We start from the raw sequence: 24,618 nt of genomic DNA on the forward strand, positions 1-24,618 counted from the left end.
AGAAAACACCTGTCCTGTAAGCGCGTGCCGCGATGCGCGCGCTTTGGCGTTGTGTGACGTCACTCCTCACTTGGGCGGCTTCTTCGACCACCCTGCGTAAACCGCCGCAAACCTGGGTCGGCCTCGGGGCCGCCTTGGTCCATCTGCTTCGGGTTCATTCCCGGCCGCCTTGCAAAACAGGCCTTCTGGCCTGCGACACGGTCCTTCTGGAACGGTATGCCCACCTCATGCACAGCGTCGGACGCGCGGCATGAGCATCACAGAACTAAGGCATAAACGTGGAACGAACGATTTCGTGGTACCGGCGCGACCGCCGTTCCGCAAGCCCTTGCTGCACTGCAACACAAAGCAGATCGAAACCGGTATGATTTCGGCCCCGGCGATGCTCAGACCGGAAAAAGGATTTTATGAAAATATGTTCCGCGATCCGGCTGCCTCAGAGTCCAACGCCTTCTTCGCGCATATAGGCGAAAAACACGCGCATAGAGTCTATCCGCTTCGCCCGACCCGTTGCCGCAGCACCACACACCTTTGCGCGATTTCGTGTCACAAAACGTCCATAATGAACCACGGCGCCGAATCGGAACCCTCGCAGACGCCAATCGACCGATTCGAATCCAGTGCCGGAGACCCCTTCCGACCGCCGCCCCAGGCCAACGACGATAGCCATTGGTTATAGAGACCGCGCGGCGACCACGAACCAGCATCCTGGCGGCAAGGATCGCTCAAGGGCGAACTACACCGCACCATGACGCAGTCCTATCCTGGACAATGTGCTCCCGCTATCCCCCTCAACACTTATTGACGTGCCGAAAAGGCGCCCCTTTTCTTGTCGGCGCATGTTTCTGCTTGACCGACGACCAGCCGCGCGACACGATCCCGGCCACGCACATTGTTCTATACCGAAAGACATAGACGATAGCTTGCCCTCTCGGGAGAAAACCGCATGGGGACATCGCAAAATGGCACCCCGAACCCAAGCCGCCCCGTCAATAGTGCTGAGGTCTACCCGTGAGCGCCCGTGATCCGTCCGATGTTACCGTCAGCCGCCGCGCCTGCCTGATCGGAGGCGGCGCTTTTGGGGCCACCGCACTGATCCCCGGCGCCCACGCCGCCGCTCCCCCGCTTCCCGACGCAAAGCCGACCGTGCCCCGGCTCTTCCGGCTGGGCCGCAAACCGGAACAGCCGCCACGCCTCGCGTCACAGGCCGGCCCCCAAGGCGCCACCGGTCCGGCGCGGGCCACGGCGCCGCAGCCCGCCACGGGAAACAGCCCCCGTCTTCGCGCGCTGGCCCTCGACAACATCAACACCGGTGAGCACCTGCACGTAACCTACATGGAACACGGGCGCTACATCCCGGATGCCCTGGCGGCCATCAACCACCTGATGCGCGACCGCCGGTCCGGCGCGGTGGCCACCATCGACCCCGGCCTGCTCGACCTGCTGAGCGACCTGAGCCGAACCCTGGGCGCGAGCGCGCCCCTGCGTCTCATCTCGGGGTATCGGGCACCGAAGACCAACAGCCGCATGCGCGCCCAGGATCATTCCGTCGCCCAGCAGAGCTACCACACGCGCGGCATGGCCGCCGACATCGCCCTGCCCGGCCGCAGCCTGGACGACCTTCACCGTGTCGCCGTCGCCATGGGACGCGGCGGCGTTGGCGCCTACCCAAGCTCCGGGTTCGTGCATGTGGATGTGGGCCCACCACGCACGTGGCAGGGCTGACGGGGGACGACTGACGGGGGGCAGAAGTGACGGGATGAGCCGCGGTCCCGGTCGGGACGGTTGCCGCCGTTACTCTTTCGGCGGCTTGATCGGGACCGGGCTGCCGTCCATGTGGAGCACCGTCCAAGCCGGCCCGCCATCCGACGGCGGCGGATCCAGCGGCTCGAACCGCACCGGCATGGCGTTGTGGACCGGCGGCCGGACCTTGCCGAAGCCCATGCCGCACAGCAGCGCCCGGAAGGTTCCGGAATGCGCGACCACGAGGGTCGGGACCGGTACCACAAGATTCTGGGCCGTTCGCCAGATGCGATCCGTGAAGTCCTCCCAGGTTTCCCCGCCCGGCGGGTCATAGAACGTGCTGGGCCGCTCCGACAGGGACCGCCCCTCCAGCGCCCCCCAATCGCGCTCGTTCAGGCCCGGCTCTACAAATGGCGCCAGACCCTTTTGACGCAGGATCGGCATGGCGGTCTGATGGGTCCGGTACAGACCGGTGACCACGACGCCCGCCAGATCGATACCATGGAACGCCTCGGCGGCGATGGCCGCTTGGTGGTGCCCGGTCTCAGTCAGGTGCGCATCAAGCAGCCCGGCGACAAGCGAGTCCGCGTTGGTCGTACTTTCGCCGTGGCGCATGAAATAGAAAGGGCCGTCGAGAAGCCTTCGCTGCGTGCCCGAGTGCATGGCGGCGTCAGTACCCCGCATGGCGGTCAACCTGGTGAGCGAGGGGCTCGCCCCGCTCCAGTCGACGGATGGTGTCGGCAATCTGATCGCAGGTGGGCTCCACCTTGGTCACGGCCGCGATATGCGGGGTCAGGCGAACCCGGGGATGCCTCCAGAAGGGATGGTCGTTCGGCAACGGCTCCGGTTCGAACACGTCCAGTTGCGCCCCGCGCAGATGCCCCGCGTCCAGCAGGGCCAGAAGGTCGGCGTCCACAATGTGCGCGCCGCGGGCGGCGTTGATGACGGCCGCACCGGCCGGCAGGCGCCGGAGCGTCTCCGCATTGAGAAGACCCCGCGTCTCGTCGGTCAGCGGCACCAGGCAGACCAGGATTTCGGTCTCCGCCAGGAACGGCGCGAGACCGTCGGTGCCGTGGAAGGTCTCGACGCCCGGCACGGTCTTGGGGCGCCGGCTCCAGCCGCGCACCGCGTAGCCCAGGGACACCAGGACACGTGCCACCGCGCCGCCCAGGACGCCCAGGCCCATCAGGCCGACCGTGGTCCGGGGCGCTGGTCTCACCGGCAAGCGGGTCCAACGGCCGGCCGCCTGCTCGCGCGCATAGTCATCGAAGCGGCGCTGAAAATGCAGCACCCCGTGCAGGACCCACTCCACCATTTGCGGCGCCATGCCCGCATCGGCCAGTCGCACCACCGGCACACTGGCCGGCACGGCATCACGGGCCGCCAGAATGGCATCGACCCCCGCCCCCAGATTGAACACCGCCCGGAGGTTCGGCAGCGACGCCAGCAGTCCCGGCGGGGGCGACCAGACGAGCGCGTACTGGATCGCGTCGGCGGGGCCGACGTCGGGATGGATGCGAAACCCAAGATCGGGCAACCGTGCAGCCATAGCCTGCCGATAGTCATCGGCGCGATCCACAGCGCTTGCAAACAGGATGGTCATTGTTGGCTCTTTATGATCGACACCCAGCGGGCTGGACCGCATCCCTCTGCCCACCGTCGTACTTAAGACCATAGCAAACACAACCGGGGGCGAGGTGCGCATCCCGCGCAAGGGTCGGTCGTGTTAAAGGCGCCCCCGCCGAGCCGAAGCCGGGCGGGGGTATGGCGGGATTTGGGGGGTGATTGTGGGTGGGACGAATGCGGATGACGCGCCGTCAGAGCCGCTTGATCGGAATATCGTGGCGCCGGAGAGCATAGCCGACCTGACGCGGGGTCAGCCCCAAAAGCCGGGCAGCCTTCGCCTGCACCCAGCCGGACTTTTCCATCGCGGCGACCAGACGGTCACGCTCCGGCAGGCGACCGGACACCCCGCCACCGTCGCCATGCCGGGCGTCCATCGCGCCCACACCGCCCGCGGCGGCATCATCCGACGCGGGCGACGCCGACGGGGTCGCCGGGGGAGCCATCGGAGGCGGCGTCGCGGGTGGCGTGCCCAACGGCGCGCCGGCTCCGTTCGGCGACCGGCCCGCGCCCATCATCACGTCGTCGGACAGCGGCATCGGCCGCCCCCCTCCGGAGGCACAGGACCCGCAGTTCGACACGCCGGTCGGGGCTCCAAGTCCCCCGATGGCCTGTGTCGGCCCGTCGATTTCGCGCCCCAGCGTGGCCGACAGACACCCGACTTCCCGACACGAGAAGTCCTGGGCGCTGATCACCTCGCCCCGCACCATCGTGGCGACGCGGGTCACGCAGTTCTCCAGCTCCCGCACGTTCCCCGGGAAGGCACAGGCGCTCAACAGCGCGATCGCGTCGTCCGAAAAGCCGAGGCTATCGCCATTTTCCTCGTTGAACCGCTCCAGGAAATGCCGCGCCAGGGGTTCGATGTCCTCGGGCCGCTCGCGCAGGGGCGGCAGCACCAGCGTGACCACGTTAATGCGGTAGTACAGGTCGGCGCGGAATTCACCGCGCGAGACCGCTTCTTCCAGGTTGCGGTTGGTCGCGGCGATGATGCGCACATCGACACTGCGGGTCTTGGACGAGCCAAGGCGCTCAAACTGCCCCTCCTGCAGCACCCGCAGCAGCTTCGCCTGGAAGGTCGGGGAGATCTCCCCGATCTCGTCCAGAAACAGAGTCCCGCCGTCCGCGGCCTCGAACCGGCCTTTCCGTTCGCCGCTGGCGCCGGTGAACGCCCCCTTGTCGTGGCCGAACAGTTCCGATTCCAGCAGGGTATCGGGCAGCGCGGCGCAATTGACGCCAACGAACGCCTTGTCCGCGCGCGGGCTGACCTTGTGCAGGGCGCGCGCAATCATCTCCTTGCCGGTGCCGCTCTCACCCCGGAGCATCACAGGCGCCCGGGTTCGCGCCACCTGCCGCACCTTGTCGAGCACGGCCACCATGGCCGGTCCCCGGCCGACGATCTCGCCGAAGCGGGGACCGCGCTCCTGCTGGCTGCGTCCGGCGCGTTCCGCCCGCGCACGCTTCTCCAGCCGCGCCGCATCGGCCAGCAGGGTGCGCCGATCCGCCGCCACCAGCCGGTGCAGACGCACCGTCTGGCCAACGAGGTTGGCCACCATGGTCAGGAACCGAAGATCATCGTCGAGCGTGGTATCCAGGGGCCCGTCGCGCCAGCGCTCCACCGAGAGGGTCCCGAGCGCCGACTCACCAGCGCGGATCGGCACGCACACGAACGCCACCTTGTCGCTTTCCAGCACGCCACCGTGTTCCAGATAGGCCGTGAAACGCGAGTCCTCCCACATGTTCCCGACCAGGACACGCATGCCCGTGCGGTGGACCCGCGTGGCAACGTCGAGCGGATAGGCGCCCCGTCCTTCTCGGGCCCGTTCCAGCGACAGGCCGATGCTGGCGACGAGAGACAGGTCGGACGACTCCGCCGACGCCAGGGCAATCGTTCCCCGGCGCATGTCGAGGTAGGCCCCCAGCACGTTCAAGACATCGTGCAGGGTTGCCTCGAGATTGAGAGCCCCCGATAGGATCTTGCTAATCTCGTAAAGCGTTAGAAGAGAACGGGCGCCCCCTCCCGGTCCCTCGGCTTCCATCCGGATGGGCTGGGCATGGGTGGCGGTCGAAGACGACGATACGGCAGCGGCTGTGGGCACGACCATGGGCGGTACCACGTAGGCTTGAGTTGGGGCAGCATGTATTGCGATGCAGCATTATCGCGCGTCACTGCCTTGAAATCAATCACTGACCGCAGAGTGACTAAAAAATAATCACATCCAGATGTCACTCGGGCATCCCGAGCATCGACATTGCCTCGGGCACACCACCTAAAGAAGGAATGATACGACGGAGGGCGGGAGCGTTCCACCGCCTTACGCAGCGTATCCGGCTCAGCCCCGCGCGCATATTGGACGCATCATCGGTAGACTGAATCGATAGCCTTGACGCAACAAATCGTATGTCGAGTTTCGGCCAGACGTAGGGCGGTCATGGTTTTATACCCTGACCGCCCTTACGGAAACCCGGCTTCGTTCGCCTAGCGCACCAGCTCTGGCGTCTTGCCGGAGTCGCTGCCCGTGCCGCCGCCGCCGTCCGACGACCCAGACGATCCGCCCTTCCGGCCGCCGCGTTCTGAGTCGATGTCAAACACCGGCTTGTTGTCCTCGATGTTCACGCGCACCAGACCGCCCTTTGTCAGACGCCCGAACAGCAGTTCCTCGGCCAGCGGCTTCTTGATGCTCTCCTGGATGATGCGGCCCAGCGGACGCGCGCCCATCAGCTTGTCATACCCCTTCTTGGCCAGCCACTTGCGCGCCTCGTCGGACAGCTCCACCACTACGTCGCGGTCGGCGAGCTGCGCCTCCAGCTGCATGATGAACTTGTCGACCACCTTGCCGACGACGTCCCCGGACAGGCTGGCGAACGGAATGACCGCGTCGAGCCGGTTGCGGAACTCCGGCGAGAACATCCGCTCGATCTCTTCCTTGTCCTCGCCCGACCGGTCCTCGCGATTGAACCCGATCGCCGCCTTCACGAGCTGCTGAGCGCCCGCGTTGGTGGTCATAATGAGGATCGTGTTGCGGAAATCAACCGTCTTGCCCGAGTGGTCCGTCAGCTTGCCATGGTCCATGACCTGCAAAAGGATGTTGAACAGATCCGGATGGGCCTTTTCGATCTCGTCGAGCAGCAGCACCGAGTAAGGATGCTGATCGACAGCATCGGTCAGAAGCCCGCCCTGATCGAACCCGACATACCCCGGCGGCGCACCGATCAGGCGCGAGACGGAATGCCGCTCCATGTACTCGCTCATGTCGAAGCGGACGAGTTCCACCCCCAGCGTGATCGAGAGCTGGCGCGCGACCTCGGTCTTGCCGACACCGGTCGGACCGGAGAACAGGTAGCAGCCGATCGGCTTCTCCGGCTCTCGCAGGCCGGCGCGCGCCAGCTTGATGGCGCTGGATAGGGCGTCGATAGCGCCATCCTGACCGAACACCATCGTCCTCAGGTCACGCTCCAGGTTGGCGAGCGCGGTCTGATCGTCACGCGACACCGTCTTGGGCGGGATGCGTGCGATCTTGGCGATGATGTCTTCGATGTCCTTGACGGTCACCGTCTTACGCCGCTTGCTCTCCGGCACCAGCATGCGGGCCGCGCCCACCTCGTCGATGACGTCGATGGCCTTGTCCGGCAGCTTGCGGTCGTTGATGTACTTCGACGACAGAGTCACCGCCGCGCGCACCGCCTCGTTGGTGTACTTCACGTGGTGGTGATCCTCGTAGTACGGCTTGAGGCCGGTCACGATCTTGATGGTATCGTCGACGCTCGGCTCGTTGACGTCGATCTTCTGGAACCGGCGCACCAGCGCCCGGTCCTTTTCGAAGTGATTGCGGAACTCCTTGTACGTCGTCGACCCGATGCACCGCAGCGATCCCGCCGCCAGCGCCGGCTTCAGCAGGTTCGACGCATCCATGGAGCCGCCGGACGTCGCACCGGCGCCGATCACCGTGTGGATCTCGTCAATAAAGAGGATGGCGCCGTCAAAGGCCTCCATCTCCTTGATGACGGCCTTCAGCCGCTCCTCGAAATCCCCGCGGTAGCGGGTGCCGGCCAGCAGCGCGCCCATATCGAGGGCGAAGATCGTGGCTTCGCGCAGCACCATCGGGACCCGGTCCTCAATGATGCGCTTGGCAAGCCCTTCGGCGATAGCGGTCTTGCCCACGCCCGGGTCGCCGACCAGCAGCGGGTTGTTCTTGGTGCGGCGGCACAGGATCTGAATGGTGCGTTCGACCTCGAGGTCGCGCCCGATGAGCGGATCAATCCGTCCATCCGCCGCCTTGCGGTTGAGGTTCACGCAGTAGGTGTCGAGCGCCTCCTGACCCTTCTTCACCACTTCTTCCTCCCGCGTTCCCTCGGCTGTGCCCTGGGGTGCCCGCGCTTCGCCCTTATCCGTGGACTTGGCGATGCCGTGCGAGATGTAATTGACGGCGTCCAGGCGCGTCATGTCCTGCATCTGGAGGAAATACACGGCGTGCGATTCGCGTTCCGCGAAAATGGCGACCAAAATGTTGGCGCCTGTCACCTGTTCGCGACCGGAACTCTGCACATGAATGGCGGCCCGCTGCACGACGCGCTGGAAGCCTGCCGTTGGTTTCGGATCCCCGTCGAGCCGATCGACCACAAGACCATTCAACTCGCCGTCCACAAACGCCGAGAGCTGCTCCCGCAACTTCTCCGTGTCGACGGAGCAGGCCTTCAGCACGGCCAGGGCGTCCTGATCGTCAACCAGCGAAAGAAGGAGGTGTTCAAGGGTTGCATATTCGTGGTTGCGCTCGGCTGCCAAGGCCAGCGCCCGGTGAAGGCTCATTTCAAGATTGCGGGAGAGCATGGGCCGCTATTCCTTCTCCAGGGTGCACTGCAACGGGTGCTGATTCCGGCGCGCCAGATCCATGACCTGGGTCACCTTGGTTTCGGCCACCTCGTAGGTATAGACACCGCAGATCCCGACGCCCCTCTGATGGACGTGCAGCATGATCCGCGTCGCTTCCTCGTTGGTTTTTCCAAAGAAGCGTTCCAGGACCATGACCACGAACTCCATCGGAGTGTAGTCGTCGTTCAACAGCAAGACCTTGTACATGGCCGGTTTCTTGGTCTTCGGCCGTGTCTTGATGACGACCCCGGTATTTGGGCCGCCTCCGGTCTTCCCGTCGTCACTGTCCGAACCGCGCATGGGAACAGTCATCGGCTCTATCTGCTCCTGAAGTCCTTCGCTCGTATCCGGTCGCGGTGCCGGCCGGCCCGTTTTGCTCCAAACGCCCCCACGGGACCGGGCCCAGAGGGCCAGATCCAGATGGATCGGGGCAACGAGGCCAGCCGTGGGTCCGCGACCCATTCAGTCTACGGTGCCGCAACGGAGGCGATAAAGACCCATCGCTGTGCGCGTTGCAGCAAGTCGCGAAACCCGCCATCCGCTTGGATATGGGTCCCCCGCGAAGCCGATACAACAGGGCGCGCGCCCTCCGTCCAAGAGGCTTCGTCGACCGCCGAGTCGGCAAAACGATCAATCACCGGTCACTCCAACACCGTCGCGATTTCCCGATTCAGACCGTCAACCATGTCGGCGCCAGCGGCCCCGCCGTCGCCCTGCATCTGGCGGTCCAGGACCGTCTGTATGGCTTCGACATGCAACCGGATGACCGCAAGCTGCGCCGGCGTCGGTGGGTCCCCGATCGCTTCCAGAAACCGGCACAGGGCGTTGCCCACCTGCGTGATCAGGTCGTACCCAAAGCTGCCGCCCTGCCCTTTCAGGTCGTGTGCGATGCGGAAGACGTCGGCTTTCGCGACCGCCGGATTCGGCGGGTCGGCTTCCAGGCGCCGGACCGCCAAACCAAGCGCGGCAACGTCCTCGCGCGCCCAGGTCACATAGTCATCGTGGAGGCTCGCGATCAAGGCCTCGGCTTTTTCGACCGCGCTCCGGTCGACGCCAGCCGGGAGGCCGCCCTCGGTCGGCGGTGTGCTCTCCGCCGCCGCGCCCGGGCCCTGTATCGGCCCCTGCGTCGGGCCCTCCGCGCTGGGATTTCCGCTGTTCCGCGCCATCGACCGGTTCCCGTGCCTGCGCTGGCAGCGCCCCCCTCCCTGGGCGACACACCATCAATCGTCACAAAAGCCTAGCATGGGCCACGTGCCAGGGTCACCGTAGACGCATGGGATAGACGCTGGCCCGCGGCCTCTCAGCCTTCTGCATAGGGTGGGCCGCGGGGGAGAAAATCGGCTAGGTCGATATCAGGTGGCCGCCGCAGCCAGGGCGCGCGCTGCTTTCGAGGCCGGCTCTCGCCCCAAAGCCCGGCAGACGTCCGTGCCAGCGCGGAGGAGAGCGGCCATGTCCACGCCGGTCTCGATGCCCATGCCGTCGAGCATGTACAGAACATCCTCGGTCGCGACGTTGCCGCTTGCCCCCTTGGCGTAGGGACACCCACCGAGCCCCGCCACCGAAGCATCGACCACCGCAATGCCGCGGTCCATCACCGCGAGGATGTTCGCCAGCGCCTGACCATAGGTGTCGTGGAAATGCGCCGCCAACCGGTCGCGCGGCACCCGTTCCGCCACGACATCGACCATGGCTTGCGCCGCCGCAGGCGTGCCGGTGCCGATGGTGTCGCCCAGGGACACCTCATAGCAGCCCATGTCGAACAAGGCGCCCGCCACACGGGCTACTGCGGCTGGCGCGATGGCGCCCTCGTACGGGCAACCCAGCACGCAGGAGACATACCCGCGCACGCGCAGGCCATGGTCGCGCGCCCGCGCCACCACGTCGGCGAAGCGCCCCAAGCCCTCGTCGATCGAGCAATTCGTGTTGCGGCGGGAAAAGCTCTCCGACGCCGCACCGAACACGGCGATCTCCTCCACGCCCGTCGCCGCCAGCGCCGCGTCGAGGCCGGTCCGGTTGGGCACGAGAACGGGATAGGACACGCCCGGACGAGGTGTGAGAGCGGCCAGCACCGCCGCCGTGTCGGCCATCTGTGGCACCCATTTCGGCGAGACGAAGCTCCCAGCCTCGATCACGCGCAGGCCGGCTGTCCCGAGCGCCTCAATCAGCGCCACCTTGGTCGCCGTCGGGATGGCCCCGGGTTCATTCTGAAGACCGTCGCGCGGCCCGACCTCCACCAGCTTGACCCGCGCGGGGATCATCGACGGTCCTCCTTCCGAGGGCGACACATCCGGGGGGTATTTTGGGGCGCGCACCGCTACGCGGGGCCCGGAACCTCCTGTTCCAGCCGCGTCACCAGCGCATCGACGCGACGCAGCGTGTCACCAAACGAGTCCAAGCTGCTGCGCGCCCGGTCCAAGGCCTCGGGGTCCGCCCTAAAACTAGCATCGGCCATGGGATGACGCACAAAGAAGTCCTGGACGAGACGCTCGCGAACACGGCGCAGGTCGCTCAGCGCCTGCCGGTCCGACACCGCCAGCCAATCGCTCAGACCACGGCCCCCGCCGGCCAGGGGCGCCGCCCCCAACAGGGAGTCCAGCACGACATCGAAGTCGCTCACATCCTCAATCGTGTCATCGACACACCCCACCACATACACAATGCGGCGCGTAAAGGTCTGCACCTGCCGCATGCAGAGGGCATAGCTGCACAAAATATCGGTGGGGACGGGACTGGTGTCGGTCATGGTGTTACGGGTCTCCGGGTTCGAAGGCCAGAAGCGCGGCGCCATCCTCGACCGGATCGCCGACATCATAATGCACCGCCGCGATCGTCCCGCGCGCGTGAGCCCTTATGGTATGCTCCATCTTCATGGCTTCCAAGACCATCAAAGGCGTTCCCGTGTCGACCACGTCGCCGACCTGAACCAGCACCCTCAAAATTTTGCCCGGCATGGGCGCCGCCAACCCGGTCCCGCCGGTCTCGCGCTCCGCCGCCCGCGCGGCCGGGTCGTCCAGGGTTAGACGATGCTGGCGACCCCGGTCCAGGATCACCCGGTCGAGCCCGCTGCGGACCACCGTCACCCGGCGCCGAAAGCCGTCGATGTCGCACACCAGATCGCCGTCCGCGGCGATCTCGCCCCGCGCCATCACGGACCCACCGGGCAGATCGAGCCGATAGCCGTCCGATCGGTAATGCACGGTCACCGGACGGGCCGCCTCGCCCTCCAGAAACGCCATGCGCTGGTAGTTGTCGTCGTTCAGGCGCCACCCGTCCGTTCCGTGCCAGGGCGAGAACGGATCGCCGGAACGCGCGGCGGCAGCGGCCGCCTGTTCCTGGCGGTGCAGAAGGGCATCCAGCGCGGCCAGCGCCAACACGGTATCGTCGGCGGATTCCGCCTCTGGGAACAGGTCGGCAGTGTGATCGTCAATGAAACCCGTGCCGACGGCCCCGGCGGCAAACGCGGGGTGCGCCGCGACCCCACCCAGGAAGGCAAGGTTGGTCGCCACCCCCACCACCTGATAGGCGGCCAGCGCCGTCCGCAACCGGCGCAGGGCCGCCGGCCGGTCCACGTCCCAGACCACGAGCTTCGCAATCATCGGATCGTAGTGCATCGACACCCGGTCGCCTTGCCGGACCCCGGTATCGACGCGCACATGCGGCCCCTCGGGCGGGGTGCGCAGGTGGTGCAGATGGCCGATAGAGGGCAGGAAATCGTTGGCCGGATCCTCAGCGTACACCCGGGCCTCGATGGCGTGCCCGGTGACCGCCAGATCCGTCTGCGCGCACGGCAGCGGCGCGCCGGACGCCACCCGAAGCTGCCATTCCACCAGATCCTGGCCGGTGATCATCTCCGTCACCGGGTGTTCGACCTGAAGGCGGGTGTTCATCTCGATGAAAAAGAACCGCCCGTCCTGCACCAGGAACTCGACCGTGCCGGCCCCCACATAGCCGATGGCCCGCGCCGCCGCGACGCCGGCCGCACCCATCGCGGCGCGGATGTCGGCGGGCAGGTCGGGGGCCGGGGCTTCCTCCAGCACCTTCTGATGCCGACGTTGGATGGAGCAATCGCGCTCGAACAGATGCACGACGTTTCCCTGGGTGTCGCCGAAGACCTGGATCTCGACGTGACGCGGCGCGTCCAGGTATTTTTCGATCAGCAGCCGGTCGTCGCCGAATGCGTTGGCGGCCTCACGCCGGGCGCCCTCGACCGCGTCCGACAGCGCCGCCGGGTCACGGACCACCCGCATCCCCTTGCCGCCGCCACCGGCCGAGGCCTTCACCAGCACCGGATAGCCGATCCCGTCGGCCGCCGCGCGCAAGGCGTCAAGGGACTGGTCGGTGCCGTGATAGCCCGGGACCAGCGGCACCCCGGCCTGCTCCATCAACCGCTTGGACTCCGACTTGGACCCCATGGCGTCGATGGCCTCCGGCGTGGGACCGATGAACACCACGCCGGCCGCCGCGCAGGCCCGGGCGAAGGCGGCGTTCTCGGACAGGAAGCCATAGCCGGGATGGATCGCCTCCGCCCCGGTGCGGCGCGCGGCCTCTAGGATCGCCTCACCCCGCAGATAGGACTCGCCAACGGGCGGCGGCCCCAGCCGCCACGCCTCGTCGCACAGATCGACGTGCATCGCCTCGGCGTCCGCGTCGGAGTAGACCGCGACCGTGGCGATGCCGAGCCGCCGGCAGGTGCGGGCCACGCGCACCGCGATCTCCCCCCGGTTGGCGATGAGGATCTTGCTGAACATCGCCGGCTTACTCCTTGATCCAGGACGGCGTTCGCTTGTCCAGAAACGCGCCAAGCCCCTCCTGCCCCTCGGGTGAGACCCGGATGGCGGCGATGCGCCCCGCCGTCTCCTCCATCACCGTGTCGGGCGGCTGATCCGCGACCGCGCGCAGCAGGTCCTTCACCGCCGTTTGCGCCGCCGGGCCGCCCTGCATCAGCGCGCGGATCATGAGTTCGCCCGCGCCGATCAGTTCCTCGGACCCGACCACATCGTGGAGCAGACCAATGCGGTGCGCTTCCTCGGCGTCGAAGCGCTCGCCCGTCAGCATGTAGCGGCGGGCCGCGCGCGGGCCGATGGCGTTCAGCACGTAGGGGCTGATGGCGGCCGGAATGATGCCCAGCTTGACCTCCGACAGGGCGAAGGTCGCCCCCGCCGTCGCGATGGCGATGTCGCACGCCGCGACCAGCCCGACACCGCCGCCGTAGGCCGCGCCCTGCACCAGGGCCACCACCGGCTTCGGGCACCGGTCGATGGTCTCCAGCAGGGTGGCCAGGGCCAGCGCGTCCGCCTGGTTCTCGGCCGCGGAGTAGCCGGCCATGCGCTTCATCCAGCTCAGGTCGGCCCCGGAGGAGAAGCTCGGCCCCTCCGCCGCCAGCACGACCACCCGCACGTCCGGGTCGGCGCCCACGGTCACGAATGCCTCCGTCAGGCGCGCGATCAGGGCATCATCAAAGGCGTTGTGACGCGCCGGGCGGGTCAGGGTCACGGTGGCCACGCCGCGGTCGTCACGCTCCAGGCGCAGGGCGTCCTGACTATCGGTCATCGCACTCTCAATCCTGCCAAGGGAGTTCCCAACCAGCGGGCTAAAGTCTCGTCCTCACATCCGGAACACGCCGTAGCGTGTTTCGTCGATCGGCGCGTTGAGCGACGCGGAAATCCCCAACGCCAGCGTCATGCGGGTTTCCGCCGGGTCGATAATGCCGTCGTCCCACAGCCGGGCGGAGGCGTAGTACGGATGCCCTTGGGTTTCGTACTGGTCGCGGATCGGCGCCTTGAAGGCCTCCTCCGCCTCGGGCGTCCAGTCCTCCCCGCGCGCCTCCAGCCCGTCGCGGCGCACCTGAGCCAGCACCGCCGCCGCCTGCTCCCCACCCATGACGGAAATGCGCCCGTTCGGCCACATCCACATCAGCCGCGGCCCATACGCCCGGCCACACATTCCGTAGTTCCCGGCGCCGAAGCTGCCGCCGATGATGACGGTGAACTTGGGCACGGCGGCGCAGGACACCGCCGCCACCATCTTGGCGCCATCGCGGGCGATGCCACCGCTTTCGTACTTCCGGCCCACCATGAAGCCGGTGATGTTCTGCAGGAACACCAAGGGGATGCCGCGTTGATTGCACAGCTCCACGAAATGGGCGCCCTTCAGGGCGCTTTCCGAGAACAGGATACCGTTGTTGGCGACGATGCCCACCGGATAGCCCATGATGCGGGCAAAACCCGTCACCAGGGTCTGCCCATACAGCGCCTTGAACTCGTCGAACCGGGAGCCGTCCACCAGCCGGGCGATGACCTCCCGCACGTCGTAGGGGGTGCGGGTGTCCTTCGGGATCACGCCGTACAGCTCCGCCGGATCGTACAGCGGCGCTTCCGGCGCCCGCACGTCCAGGCCGACGCGCTTGACCCGGTTCAGGTTGGCGACCACGCGGCGCGCCAGATGCAGCGCGTGGGCGTCGTCCTGGGCGTAGTGATCGGTGACACCCGAGATGCGGCAATGCACGTCGGCCCCGCCCAGATCCTCCGCCGTCACGACCTCCCCCGTCGCGGCCTTCACCAGCGGCGGGCCCCCGAGGAAGATGGTGCCCTGGTTGCGCACGATGATGCTTTCGTCGCACATGGCCGGCACATAGGCGCCGCCGGCCGTGCAACTGCCCATCACCACGGCGATCTGGGGGATCCCCGCCGCCGACATCTGGGCCTGATTGAAGAAGATGCGGCCGAAATGTTCCTTGTCGGGGAACACGCCGTCCTGACGCGGCAGGAACGCCCCGCCGGAATCCACCAGATAGACGCAGGGTAGCCGGTTCTCGCGCGCGATCTCCTGCGCGCGCAGGTGCTTTTTGACCGTGAGCGGGTAGTACGTGCCGCCCTTCACCGTGGCGTCGTTGGCGACCACGACGCACTCGACGCCCTCGATCTGGCCGATGCCGGTGATGACCCCGGCCGCCGGCACGGCGTCGTCGTAGACCTTCCAGGCCGCGAACTGGGAGAACTCAAGAAATGGCGAGCCCACGTCCAGCAGCGCGCGGACGCGATCGCGTGGCAGCAACTTGCCACGCTCCAGGTGCTTGGCGCGCGCCCGCTCCCCGCCGCCCTGCTTGATCCCCGCCACCTGCGCCCGCAGGTCCTCGACCTGGGCACGCATGTGGTCGGCGTTGGCCCGGAACTCCGCCGAGCGGGTGTTGAGGGCGCTTTTCAGGACGGTCATGGGCAGAGTTCCGGGGCGCGGTGGCAGAAGGACACGGGACGGGCGACCGACGCGCGGGCTTTACCAGCCGCCCCGGGCCATCCATTCATCCATCAGGGGCAAGCGGTCGACACCCCAGAACGGTTCCTCGTCGACCAGGAAGAAGGGCGCGCCGCACACCTTCAGCTTGATGGCATGATCGACGGCCGCCTTGGTGCGGGCTTTGATCGCGGGATCCTGGATCGCCTGACCGAGCGCCGCCGCGTCGATCCCTTCGTCCGCCGCCACGGCCAGGACACCATCGGTCTCGCCGATGTTGCGGCCGTTCGCGAAGTAGGCCCGGAACACCGCCTTGGCGAACCGGATCGCCTGCTCCGCGTCCTGGTCCCACAGCGCGTAGACCGCCCTCGCGGCGGCCACCGTGGCGATGGGAAAGGGCTCCGGCCACGCGAAGGGAATGCCGTGCCGGCGGCACAGCCGGGGCACGTCGTGGCGCATGTAATCCCCCTTCATCGGCTGCGCGTTCAGCGGCCGGTTGCCGGACACCTCAAACACCGGTCCCAGCAGGATCGGCCGCCACGTCACCGAGCGAATGTGGCGATCGGCCAGGGCGTCGATGAGGTTCGCCGCCACGTAGGAATACGGCGACGAAAAATCGAAATAGAAATCAATGGGTTCCGGCATAGTGAACGCTCCCTTCCCTCTCACCTCTTCCGTTGCGGCCGCCTCACCACGGGATCGTGGCGCCGTCGTAACCCCGGAACGTCCCGCTGTCCGCCGTGGAGGCTCCGGCGATCACGGCACGCAGACCGGTCACGCTCTCGGTCGCGTCGATCAGGCCGTTCGGCCCGCCCATGTCGGTGCGCACCCAGCCCGGATGCAGCGCCAAACAGATCACGCCGCGCGACGCCAGTTCGATGGACAGGCCCTTGACCACCATGTTCACGCCGGTCTTGGACGTGCGGTAGACCACGGAGCCGGGCGACGAGGCCTCCGCGATGCTGCCCATCTTCGACGAGACCGTCGCCAGCACCGGCCGATCCGCCCGCTCCAGGTTGCCGATGAAGGTCTCGGCGACCTTCCACGGCGCGATGATGTTGGTGCGCAGCGCCTCCATCCACGGCTCAACCGGAATGGCGCCGAACGCACCCTGCGGCCCCTTGAGGGGATAGATGCCGGCGTTGTTGATCAGCACATCGATGGTCCGGCCCGCCAGCGTGCGCCCCATGCCGGCCAGCGCCGCCTCGTCGGTCACGTCCAGGCCGTGCACTTCCGCGCCGGTCGCCTGAAGCTCCGGCGCGTTCTCGGGCGTGCGGCAGGTCGCGATGACGTCCCAGCCGTCGGCCCGGTACTGGCGCACGAATTCAAGCCCAATTCCTCGGCTGGCACCGGTGATGAGAACCGTGGGCATGGTGTGGTCTCCCTCCAAGCGTGAGTGTAGGCGCTTTTGGCAGCGCGCGGCTCAGCCCCCCTCAGGCCATCATTTCGACCGCGAGGGCCGTGGCCTCGCCGCCGCCGATGCACAGGGTGGCGACGCCGCGCCGCTGGCCGTGCACCCGCAGCGCATTCAACAGAGTGACGATGATGCGCGCGCCCGACGCCCCGATGGGATGCCCGAGCGCACAGGCGCCGCCGTGCACGTTCAGACGATCGTAAGGAATGCCGAGATCCCGCTGGGCCGCCATGGCGACGACCGCGAAGGCCTCGTTCACCTCCCACAGATCCACGTCGCTGACGGACCAGCCGACGCGGGCCAACAGGGTCTCAACCGCGCCGATGGGCGCGGTGGTGAACCAGTGCGGCTCCCGAGCGTGCGTGGCGTGGCCCACAATGCGGGCCAGCGGCGTCCAGCCCTGAGCCTCGGCCACCGACGCGCGCGTCAGCACCAGCGCCGCCGCGCCGTCGGAGATGCTGGAGCTGTTGGCCGCCGTCACGGTGCCGTCGGCGCGGAAGGCCGGCTTCAGCGTGGGGATCTTCTCCGGCCGGGCGAGGCGTGGCGTCTGGTCGGTGTAGACCGTGGTGGTCCCGGCCTTGCCGGACGACACGGTCAGCGGCGCGATTTCGGCCGCGAACACGCCGTCGGCCGTCGCCGTCTGCGCCCGCTCCAGCGAGCCGATGGCAAAGGCGTCCTGATCCGCGCGCGAGAAGCCGTACTGGTCCGCGCAGTCCTCGGCGAAGGTCCCCATCAGGCGCCCGGGGTCGTAAGCGTCCTCCAGCCCGTCCAGGAACATGTGATCGCGCACCTGCCCGTGGCCGAGGCGATAGCCGCCGCGCGCTTTGTCGAGCAGGTAGGGCGCGTTGCTCATGCTCTCCATGCCGCCCGCCACGATCACATCGGCGGATCCGGCGATGATCTCGTCGTGGCCGAGCATGGCCGCCCGCATGGCGGAGCCGCACACCTTGCTGATGGTGGTGCAGCCCACGGACCACGGCAGCCCGGCCGCGTGCGCCGCCTGACGAGCCGGCGCCTGCCCCAGACCCGCGTTCAACACGCAGCCCATGAGGACGCCGTCCACCGCATCGGCCGGCACGCCAGCCCGGTCCAGCGCGGCCCCGATGGCATGCGCGCCAAGGGCCGGCACGGTCACGATGGCCAGTTCGCCCTGAAACCCGCCCAAGGGCGTGCGCACGGCCCCCACGATGACGACGGGATCCCGGTGCGGACCGACCGTCATGGCCTCGGGTCTCCGGCCCCTGTTAACGCTATGTCCGGCAGCAGGAGCGTGCGGTACAGGGCGTCCGCCGCCGCCGGATCGGGGCTGCCCTCGGGCAGCGCACCGCAGCGCTCGGCCGCCGTATCCAACTCCGCATTGATCCAGTGATAGAGCGCGGGATGGGTCTCGATGCCCGTGGTCCGGATCGCCTCGATCTCTGCCCGCACCGCCGGGGGCAGGCTCTCCTGGTCCATCAGCGCATCGAGCGGCAGCGGCGGCAGGTCGCCGCCCGCCTCCAGCCAGCGCAAGGCCAGCAGCGCGCGGGCCGCCTTCAGCGACTTGGTCGCCGTCATGGCCTCGCCCCGATCCAGGAACGCCGTCAGCGCCTTGCGCGCCTCGCCCCACAACGCATGCCCCAGCGCGCGGCGGGAATAGCCCTCCTGCGCCAGCCGGCGAAGCGCGTCGCCCACCCCCGCCGGATCGGCCAGGACATGCGGGCTGGACAACCACGTCCACACCATCGGGTTGGAGCGCAACAGCAACCGCAGCACCTTGCGCAGATCCCAGCCCCACACGTCCGCGTCGCCCCCCTCGCCTGGGCCGTCCCCCGGCCCATCCAGAGTATCCGGCCGCTCAGCGAGCGTCAGGTACCATTCGGCGGGCCGCACATGGATGAAGCGCACCCCGGGCGCCGCGGGAACATTGGGCGCGGCGACGGTGCCCTCGACCGCCTCGCCGATGCGGATGGCGAACAGCAGGCGGGCGCCCTGGGCCGCGACATGGTCGGCCAGGGCGGCGGCATTCAGGACGGCAGAGGAGTCGGAACAGACCTGGATCATGGGGCTCACGCAGTTTCGGCGAACAGTTCACGGCCGATCAGCATACGGCGGATCTCGCTGGTCCCCGCGCCGATCTCGTACAGCTTGGCGTCGCGCAGCAGGCGGCCGGTCGGATACTCGTTGATGTAACCGTTGCCGCCCAGGCACTGGATCGCCTCCAGCGCCATCCAGGTGGCCTTTTCGGCGGCGTAGAGGATAGCCCCGGCCGCGTCCTTGCGGGTCGTCTCGCCCCGGTCGCAGGCCTTGCCCACCGTGTAGACATAGGCCTTGCAGGCGTTCCAGGTGGAGTACATGTCCGCGAGCTTGCCCTGCATGAGCTGGAATTCCCCGATCGGCTGACCGAACTGCTTGCGCTCGTGCACATAGGGAAGCACGACATCCATGCAGGCGTCCATGATCCCCAGCGGTCCGGCGGCCAGCACGGCACGTTCGTAGTCCAGGCCGCTCATCAGCACCCGCACGCCACGGTCGACCTCGCCCAGCACGTTCTCCTCGGGCACCTCGCAGTCCTGGAACACGAGTTCGCAGGTGTTGGACCCGCGCATGCCCAGCTTGTCGAGCTTCTGGGCGGTCGTGAAGCCCTTGAATCCCTTTTCGATCAGAAACGCGGTGATGCCTTTCGGGCCAGCCTCGGGCGTGGTCTTGGCGTAGACCACCAGCGTGTCCGCATCCGGCCCGTTGGTAATCCACATCTTGGAGCCGTTGAGGATGTAGCGGTCGCCCGTCTTCACCGCCCGCGTCCGCATGCCCACGACGTCGGAGCCGGCCCCCGGCTCGCTCATCGCCAGGGCGCCGACATGCTCGCCCGAGAGCAGCTTTGGCAGATAGCGCGCCTTCTGCTCCGGCGTGGCGTTGCGCCGGATCTGGTTCACACACAGGTTCGAATGGGCGCCGTAGGACAAGCCGACCGAGGCCGAGGCGCGGCTGATCGCCTCAACCGCGACCATATGTTCCAGATAGCCGAGCCCGGCCCCACCGTCCGCCTCGCTCACCGTGATGCCCAGCAGGCCCAGGTCCCCGAACTTGCGCCACAGATCATGCGGAAACTGGTTGTCCTGGTCGATCGCCGCGGCGCGGGGCGCAATCTCGTCGGCGGCGAACGCAGCAACCGTGTCGCGGATCATCTCGGCCGTCTCACCGAGATCGAAGTTCAGGGTGGGAAAGGTGATCACGGCGGCGCCTCCCCAGCCGGGCGTTCGAGCGTGATGGCTCGACTCCGGGCGTTCGTTTTGTGGAGCGTTGCAATCCCGGGTCGGGTCACACCCCTGGTTTCCATGCGGTACCGTATATTACTCCCTGGGGGACATCAACTCCCCAGTTCAGACCATCCTGCGGCTGGCCGCCTACCACCGGAGGCCTATCCGACTGTGCTGTTTCGGTTGTTGCGATGCAGGCCCGGCGATAGAGTGGGGCCTTGGCACCCCAGCGATGAGGGGGCCCGTTTTGGGTGGGACGAATGGGCCAGCGCGCGGACCGGATTACGATCGAACGGGCAGATGGAGACGCGGCCTGGGTTGGATCCATGCCTTCGTTCCTTCGAGGCCTGGCCCGGACCTGGGACTCACGGAGCGACCGTGCCCGGGACGCTCGTATGGTGCGCATCGTACAGACCCTTTACCCCACCCTGTGCCGCGTCGAGCGCGAGACACGGGGTCAGCCCGCGGACGACGGCACGTCGGTCAAGCTGCGGCTGGACGGCGTCCCGTTCGAGCAGGCGGTGAACGACCATCGGGCCATTGAGCGCGGCCTGCTGGTGTTTGACGAGGCCTGGCACGCAGGCGCCATCGCCCTGCGGTCCGCCAACGGCAAGCTGATCCCGCCCAGCCGAGGCAAGGCCGTCGTGCCGGCCTGCGGCTATTCCGTTGAGCATGTCCGTCGATACTTCCTGGACCGGGCGGCACGGCTCATCCTGCGCCGGGTGCCGGACGTCTACGACCGCGTCGCGGATGCCGTAACCGACATCGCACTGTTGCCGCGCCTGCGCCGGATTGGAACCCTGCGGCCCGCCGTCATCAACGAGATCGTGCGCGGCTTCCACGGCGACGCCCGCAAGGCACTGTTCAGCACCGAGGACGCGGTGCTCGATGCCATCATGGCCATCCAGCCGCGCGTGCTGAAGGCGTTGCGCGAAACCCTCGACGCCGAGTTCCCGCGCCTCATGACGCAGGCCGGCAGCGAGTACCTCGTCGCCCTTGCCGAAAGCCTGACCGTACCCGAGCAGGTCCAGGACCTCGGCAAGGCGCTGCTGCGGCTTCAGACGCCGGAGGCGGTGCGGGCCATAGGGAGCTGGGATGTCCATGACGTCACGGAGGCCATCAACGCGGACCGGGAAGCCAAGGACATTCCGCCGCTGAAGGTCCCGGCCCACACCACAGACATCCGCGTGCTGCGCGGCCACCTCGGCCCGGAGTTCGACGCCCTGATGGCGGCGTCACCGAGCCTCCTGCGGGTCTACGGCCATGCCACGCGGGAGCTGCGCGACATGGACCCCGGCCGGCGCGGCAAGCGCGTCGAACTGATGGCTCTGTTCTGCCAGCGCTACATGAGCTACCTGACCGAAGCGTCGGTGATCGGCCTGTTCCTGCTCGCGCCCACAGACCAGGCCAAGGTCCCCGGCCCCCTGTTGCCCAACATCGCCGAGGCGTTCTTCATCCTTGAAGGGCTATGGGGCAAGAAGGGCTACGGCCGGAAGTTCTTCGAAACGATCCTGGGCAGCGACGAGGGTGGTCGGGCCATGCGGCTGCTGATGCTCGATCTGGTCGGCCTGAAGCAGCGCGGCTCGGTCAAGAGCGCCGACGATCTGGAGCAGATCGTCGCCAACTCCGACCTGCTGGACTCCCATATTCTGAAGTACATGGCCGGCCGGTAGAGACTCCGCGCCCGGCAAAGGGGCGCAGCCTACAGGATGAACGCGGCCGCCAGCCCCAGAAAGGCGAAGAACCCGACCACATCGGTCACCGTGGTCAGAAACACGCCCGACGACACGGCGGGGTCGACCTTCAGCCGCTCCAGGGCGAGCGGAATCGCGATGCCCGCCAGCGCCGCCGCCAGCATGTTGATGATCATGGCGGCGCCGATGACCAAGCCGATCGCCATGTCCCCGAACCACAAATAGCTCACCGCGCCGGTCAGCAGCGCGAAGACAACCCCATTGATGAGGCCGACCACCGTTTCCTTGCCGACGATGCGCATGGCGTTGGCGGCTGTCAGTTCCTTGGTCGCGAGCGCCCGCACCGCAATGGTCAGGGTCTGCGTCCCGGCGTTGCCGCCCATGGACGCCACGATCGGCATCAGCACCGCCAGCGCCACCACGGCCTGAAGCGTTGATTCGAACAGACCGATCACCAGCGACGCGAGAACGGCGGTTCCAAGGTTCAGAATCAGCCAGGTGGAGCGCGACTTGACGGTGTCCACCACGGCGGAGAACAGGTCCCGCTCCGACAGACCGGCGAGGCGGAACATGTCGTCTTCCGCTTCCTCGTCGATGACGTCGACCACGTCGTCCACCGTGATCCGGCCCACCAGCCGGCCCGAAGCGTCCACCACCGGCGCAGACAACAGGTCCTGTTGGCGGAACAGAAACGCGACCTCTTCCTGGTCCATGGTCACCGGAATCTCGAACGCCTTCGATTCCATGATCTGGCTCAGGCGCACCGGCCGCCGCGACCGCAGCAGGGCCGACAGGCGCACACTGCCCACCGGCCGATGGCGCGGATCGACGATGAAGATCTGGTAGAACTCGTCGGGCAGGCGCGCGCCGGAGCGCAGATAGTCGATGGTCTCGCCCACGGTCCAATAGCTGGGCACGGCCACCAATTCACGCTGCATTAGACGGCCGGCGCTGTACTCGGGCAGGGCCAAAGCCTGCTCGATGACCGAACGCAATTCGGCGGGCAGCTTCGCGAGCACGGCCGCCCGCTCGTCGTCATCCTCGATCTGACCGACCAGATAGACCGCGTCGTCCGATTCCACCTCGCGCAGACAGGCGGCGAAGTCCTCGAAGCCGAGCTCCTCGATCACCTCCTCACGGACCGCGTCGTCCAGTTCGGGCAGCACCTCGGCGTTGAAGACGCTCTTGATGGCCCGCACGAAGCGGGCGCGATCGTCCCGGTCCAGGTTCTCGATCAGGTCGGCGACATCGGCGTAGTGGAGCGGCTCGACCAGCTCCAGCACCTGTGCGTCGTTCTCGCTCTCCAGCGCATCGTGCATCAGCGAGACGAACTCCGGCAGGAGGCCGTACGAGTCGTCGCTACGAAGCACGTCGCGGTGGAGCTGTTCAGGCATGGGCGCGGTCCTGGGTACACGGTGAGGAGACGGGAGAGCGGCGAAGCCCGGATATCGGGATATGGGACGGTCGACCCGGGGCGCTAGCCTCCGGCGAGAGCCTCGAGCGCCGCCGCGTGGATCGCCGGCGTACCGGCGGACACGATCCAGCCGTTGCAGGTCAGGCTGGCCGGCGCGCCGGTGCTATCCGTGACGACACCGCCCGCACCCTCGATCACCGGCACCAGCGCCATGTAGTCGTAAGGCTTCATGCCGGGGTCGAGCGCGATATCCACCCAACCGGACGCGACCATCCCATACGCGAAGCAGTCGGCGCAGAACCGCCGGTCCGCCACCCGTGCCGACAGCGCCTCGAACCCGGGACGGTCCACATCGGTGAACAGGTCGGGTGTCGAGGTGTAGAGCAGCGCGCGGCTCAGATCGCCGGGATCGCGGGTCCGACAGGGCGTTCCGTTGCGGGTCGTGGGCTGGCCGACGCAGCCGATCCAGCGTTCGCCGGCTGCCGGGGTATCCAGCACGCCCAGAACCGGGCGACCACGCCAGCTCAGCGCGATCAGCGTGCCCCACAGCGGGCTTCCCGTCACATACGAGCGCGTGCCGTCGATCGGGTCCAGCACCCACACGAAATCCCGATCCAGCCCACTGGCGCCCTCCTCCTCGCCCAGGATGCCGTGATCCGGGCAATGCTCCGCCAACAGGGCGCGCATCGCCGCCTCCGACGCGCGGTCGGCCACGGTCACGGGCGATAGGTCGCCCTTGGTCTCGACAGCGAGGGCCGGGGAGCGGAAATGCGCCATCGTCGCCTCCCGCGCGGCATCTGCCAGACGGGTCGCCAACGGCAACAGGGCCTGGATCTCGGCGGTCGGAAGGTCGGTGACGGTGGACATCGGCGAGTCCTTCGCTGCGGGAGGGCCGCACACCCGCAGGTGCGCGCATCGTGGCCGGCAGAGTGCTGGGAATCGATGGCCGGATCAAGGCGCGTTGCCGGGGCGCGCCCTGTTACGGCATGCTTTGGGACGGCATTCGCCCACGATTTCGCCCCCGATGTCACATGAGGCACCCGCCATGGCCGAAATCATCAACCTTCGTCAGGCCCGCAAGCAGCGCGGCCGCGCCGACAAGGCCCAAACCGCCGCCGACAACCGCGCGCGCCACGGCCGCACCAAGGGTGAGCGGGAGCGGGACTCCACCACCCGGTCGAAAGCGGAGCGCGACCTGGACGCGCATCGCCTGGACGGCCCGGATCGGACGGATGATCCGCCCGATGAGCCCCCGCCGTCGGCCTGACACCGAGCCGTGAACGCGGCTTTCGCATTGTGGAACCGCGCCGCGGGCCTCGAATTTGCGTGAACCGTCAAAGGGTTCAACGCACACACGCGACCTCTCGCGATGCACACTTCTGAAAACCGGTTCCATG

The 24,618-nt window shown here is 67.6% G+C and carries 22 protein-coding genes; 4 read left to right on the forward strand and 18 right to left on the reverse strand.

Features of this window, described 5'->3' with window-relative positions; all coding sequences use genetic code 11:
• The first annotated feature begins 250 nt into the window (after nt 1-250).
• Nucleotides 251-679 (forward strand): hypothetical protein, encoded by a 429-nt coding sequence (locus GGD82_RS03680; protein WP_150060965.1) that lies wholly within the window; start codon nt 251-253, stop codon nt 677-679.
• Nucleotides 680-1,011: 332 nt separating this feature from the next.
• Entirely contained in the window at nt 1,012-1,725 is a 714-nt protein-coding gene (locus GGD82_RS03685; protein WP_150060964.1) for a YcbK family protein, read from the forward strand.
• Between the two features lie 69 nt (nt 1,726-1,794).
• Here the strand turns inward: GGD82_RS03685 and GGD82_RS03690 are convergent, their stop codons facing one another.
• The 16 genes from GGD82_RS03690 to GGD82_RS03765 form a co-directional block, all read right to left on the reverse strand.
• Entirely contained in the window at nt 1,795-2,427 is a 633-nt protein-coding gene (locus GGD82_RS03690) for a histidine phosphatase family protein (RefSeq protein ID WP_150060963.1), read from the reverse strand.
• On the reverse strand, nt 2,414-3,346 hold the full coding sequence (locus GGD82_RS03695; protein ID WP_150060962.1) for a 2-hydroxyacid dehydrogenase: 933 nt from the start codon (nt 3,344-3,346) through the stop codon (nt 2,414-2,416). Before GGD82_RS03695 ends, GGD82_RS03690 begins: the two co-directional genes overlap by 14 nt.
• A gap of 214 nt (nt 3,347-3,560) precedes the next feature.
• Entirely contained in the window at nt 3,561-5,468 is a 1,908-nt protein-coding gene (gene nifA / locus GGD82_RS03700) for a nif-specific transcriptional activator NifA (RefSeq protein WP_246163696.1), read from the reverse strand.
• A gap of 374 nt (nt 5,469-5,842) precedes the next feature.
• On the reverse strand, nt 5,843-8,191 hold the full coding sequence (clpA, locus tag GGD82_RS03705) for an ATP-dependent Clp protease ATP-binding subunit ClpA (protein ID WP_150060961.1): 2,349 nt from the start codon (nt 8,189-8,191) through the stop codon (nt 5,843-5,845).
• A gap of 6 nt (nt 8,192-8,197) precedes the next feature.
• Entirely contained in the window at nt 8,198-8,545 is a 348-nt protein-coding gene (gene clpS / locus GGD82_RS03710; RefSeq protein ID WP_150060960.1) for an ATP-dependent Clp protease adapter ClpS, read from the reverse strand.
• A 329-nt stretch (nt 8,546-8,874) separates the two neighbouring features.
• Entirely contained in the window at nt 8,875-9,399 is a 525-nt protein-coding gene (locus tag GGD82_RS03715; RefSeq protein WP_150060959.1) for an Hpt domain-containing protein, read from the reverse strand.
• Nucleotides 9,400-9,585: 186 nt separating this feature from the next.
• The gene (locus GGD82_RS03720) at nt 9,586-10,491 is read right to left on the reverse strand and encodes a hydroxymethylglutaryl-CoA lyase (RefSeq protein ID WP_150060958.1); all 906 of its coding nucleotides are present in this window, start codon (nt 10,489-10,491) and stop codon (nt 9,586-9,588) included.
• 56 nt (nt 10,492-10,547) lie between these two features.
• Nucleotides 10,548-10,976 (reverse strand): hypothetical protein, encoded by a 429-nt coding sequence (locus GGD82_RS03725; RefSeq protein WP_150060957.1) that lies wholly within the window; start codon nt 10,974-10,976, stop codon nt 10,548-10,550.
• A 4-nt stretch (nt 10,977-10,980) separates the two neighbouring features.
• On the reverse strand, nt 10,981-12,981 hold the full coding sequence (locus GGD82_RS03730; RefSeq protein ID WP_150060956.1) for an acetyl/propionyl/methylcrotonyl-CoA carboxylase subunit alpha: 2,001 nt from the start codon (nt 12,979-12,981) through the stop codon (nt 10,981-10,983).
• Nucleotides 12,982-12,988: 7 nt separating this feature from the next.
• Nucleotides 12,989-13,783, reverse strand: a complete 795-nt coding sequence (locus GGD82_RS03735) for an enoyl-CoA hydratase/isomerase family protein (protein ID WP_150060955.1) — start codon at nt 13,781-13,783, stop codon at nt 12,989-12,991.
• A 54-nt stretch (nt 13,784-13,837) separates the two neighbouring features.
• Nucleotides 13,838-15,445: a carboxyl transferase domain-containing protein gene (locus GGD82_RS03740; RefSeq protein ID WP_150060954.1), complete on the reverse strand. Its 1,608-nt coding sequence runs from the start codon at nt 15,443-15,445 to the stop codon at nt 13,838-13,840.
• Between the two features lie 60 nt (nt 15,446-15,505).
• The gene (locus GGD82_RS03745; protein ID WP_150060953.1) at nt 15,506-16,108 is read right to left on the reverse strand and encodes a 2-hydroxychromene-2-carboxylate isomerase; all 603 of its coding nucleotides are present in this window, start codon (nt 16,106-16,108) and stop codon (nt 15,506-15,508) included.
• A gap of 43 nt (nt 16,109-16,151) precedes the next feature.
• Nucleotides 16,152-16,835, reverse strand: a complete 684-nt coding sequence (locus GGD82_RS03750; protein ID WP_150060952.1) for an SDR family oxidoreductase — start codon at nt 16,833-16,835, stop codon at nt 16,152-16,154.
• 61 nt (nt 16,836-16,896) lie between these two features.
• Entirely contained in the window at nt 16,897-18,099 is a 1,203-nt protein-coding gene (locus GGD82_RS03755) for an acetyl-CoA C-acyltransferase (protein ID WP_150060951.1), read from the reverse strand.
• Nucleotides 18,096-18,917: a DNA polymerase beta superfamily protein gene (locus GGD82_RS03760; RefSeq protein WP_184013226.1), complete on the reverse strand. Its 822-nt coding sequence runs from the start codon at nt 18,915-18,917 to the stop codon at nt 18,096-18,098. Before GGD82_RS03760 ends, GGD82_RS03755 begins: the two co-directional genes overlap by 4 nt.
• Before the next feature lie 5 nt (nt 18,918-18,922).
• Entirely contained in the window at nt 18,923-20,041 is a 1,119-nt protein-coding gene (locus GGD82_RS03765; protein WP_150061166.1) for an isovaleryl-CoA dehydrogenase, read from the reverse strand.
• A 467-nt stretch (nt 20,042-20,508) separates the two neighbouring features.
• Between GGD82_RS03765 and GGD82_RS03770 the strand changes: the two genes are divergently transcribed.
• Nucleotides 20,509-21,786 carry a hypothetical protein gene (locus tag GGD82_RS03770; protein ID WP_150060949.1) on the forward strand — a complete coding sequence of 426 codons (1,278 nt, stop codon included), beginning with the start codon at nt 20,509-20,511 and terminating at the stop codon, nt 21,784-21,786.
• 29 nt (nt 21,787-21,815) lie between these two features.
• Here the strand turns inward: GGD82_RS03770 and mgtE are convergent, their stop codons facing one another.
• Entirely contained in the window at nt 21,816-23,201 is a 1,386-nt protein-coding gene (mgtE, locus tag GGD82_RS03775) for a magnesium transporter (RefSeq protein WP_150060948.1), read from the reverse strand.
• An 83-nt stretch (nt 23,202-23,284) separates the two neighbouring features.
• Nucleotides 23,285-24,088: a histidinol-phosphatase gene (gene hisN / locus GGD82_RS03780; RefSeq protein WP_150060947.1), complete on the reverse strand. Its 804-nt coding sequence runs from the start codon at nt 24,086-24,088 to the stop codon at nt 23,285-23,287.
• 178 nt (nt 24,089-24,266) lie between these two features.
• Between hisN and GGD82_RS03785 the strand changes: the two genes are divergently transcribed.
• Nucleotides 24,267-24,488: a DUF4169 family protein gene (locus tag GGD82_RS03785; RefSeq protein WP_150060946.1), complete on the forward strand. Its 222-nt coding sequence runs from the start codon at nt 24,267-24,269 to the stop codon at nt 24,486-24,488.
• Nucleotides 24,489-24,618 lie beyond the last annotated feature (130 nt).

Source organism: Roseospira marina (assembly GCF_014197855.1).
In the GTDB taxonomy this organism is placed as follows: domain Bacteria; phylum Pseudomonadota; class Alphaproteobacteria; order Rhodospirillales; family Rhodospirillaceae; genus Rhodospira; species Rhodospira marina.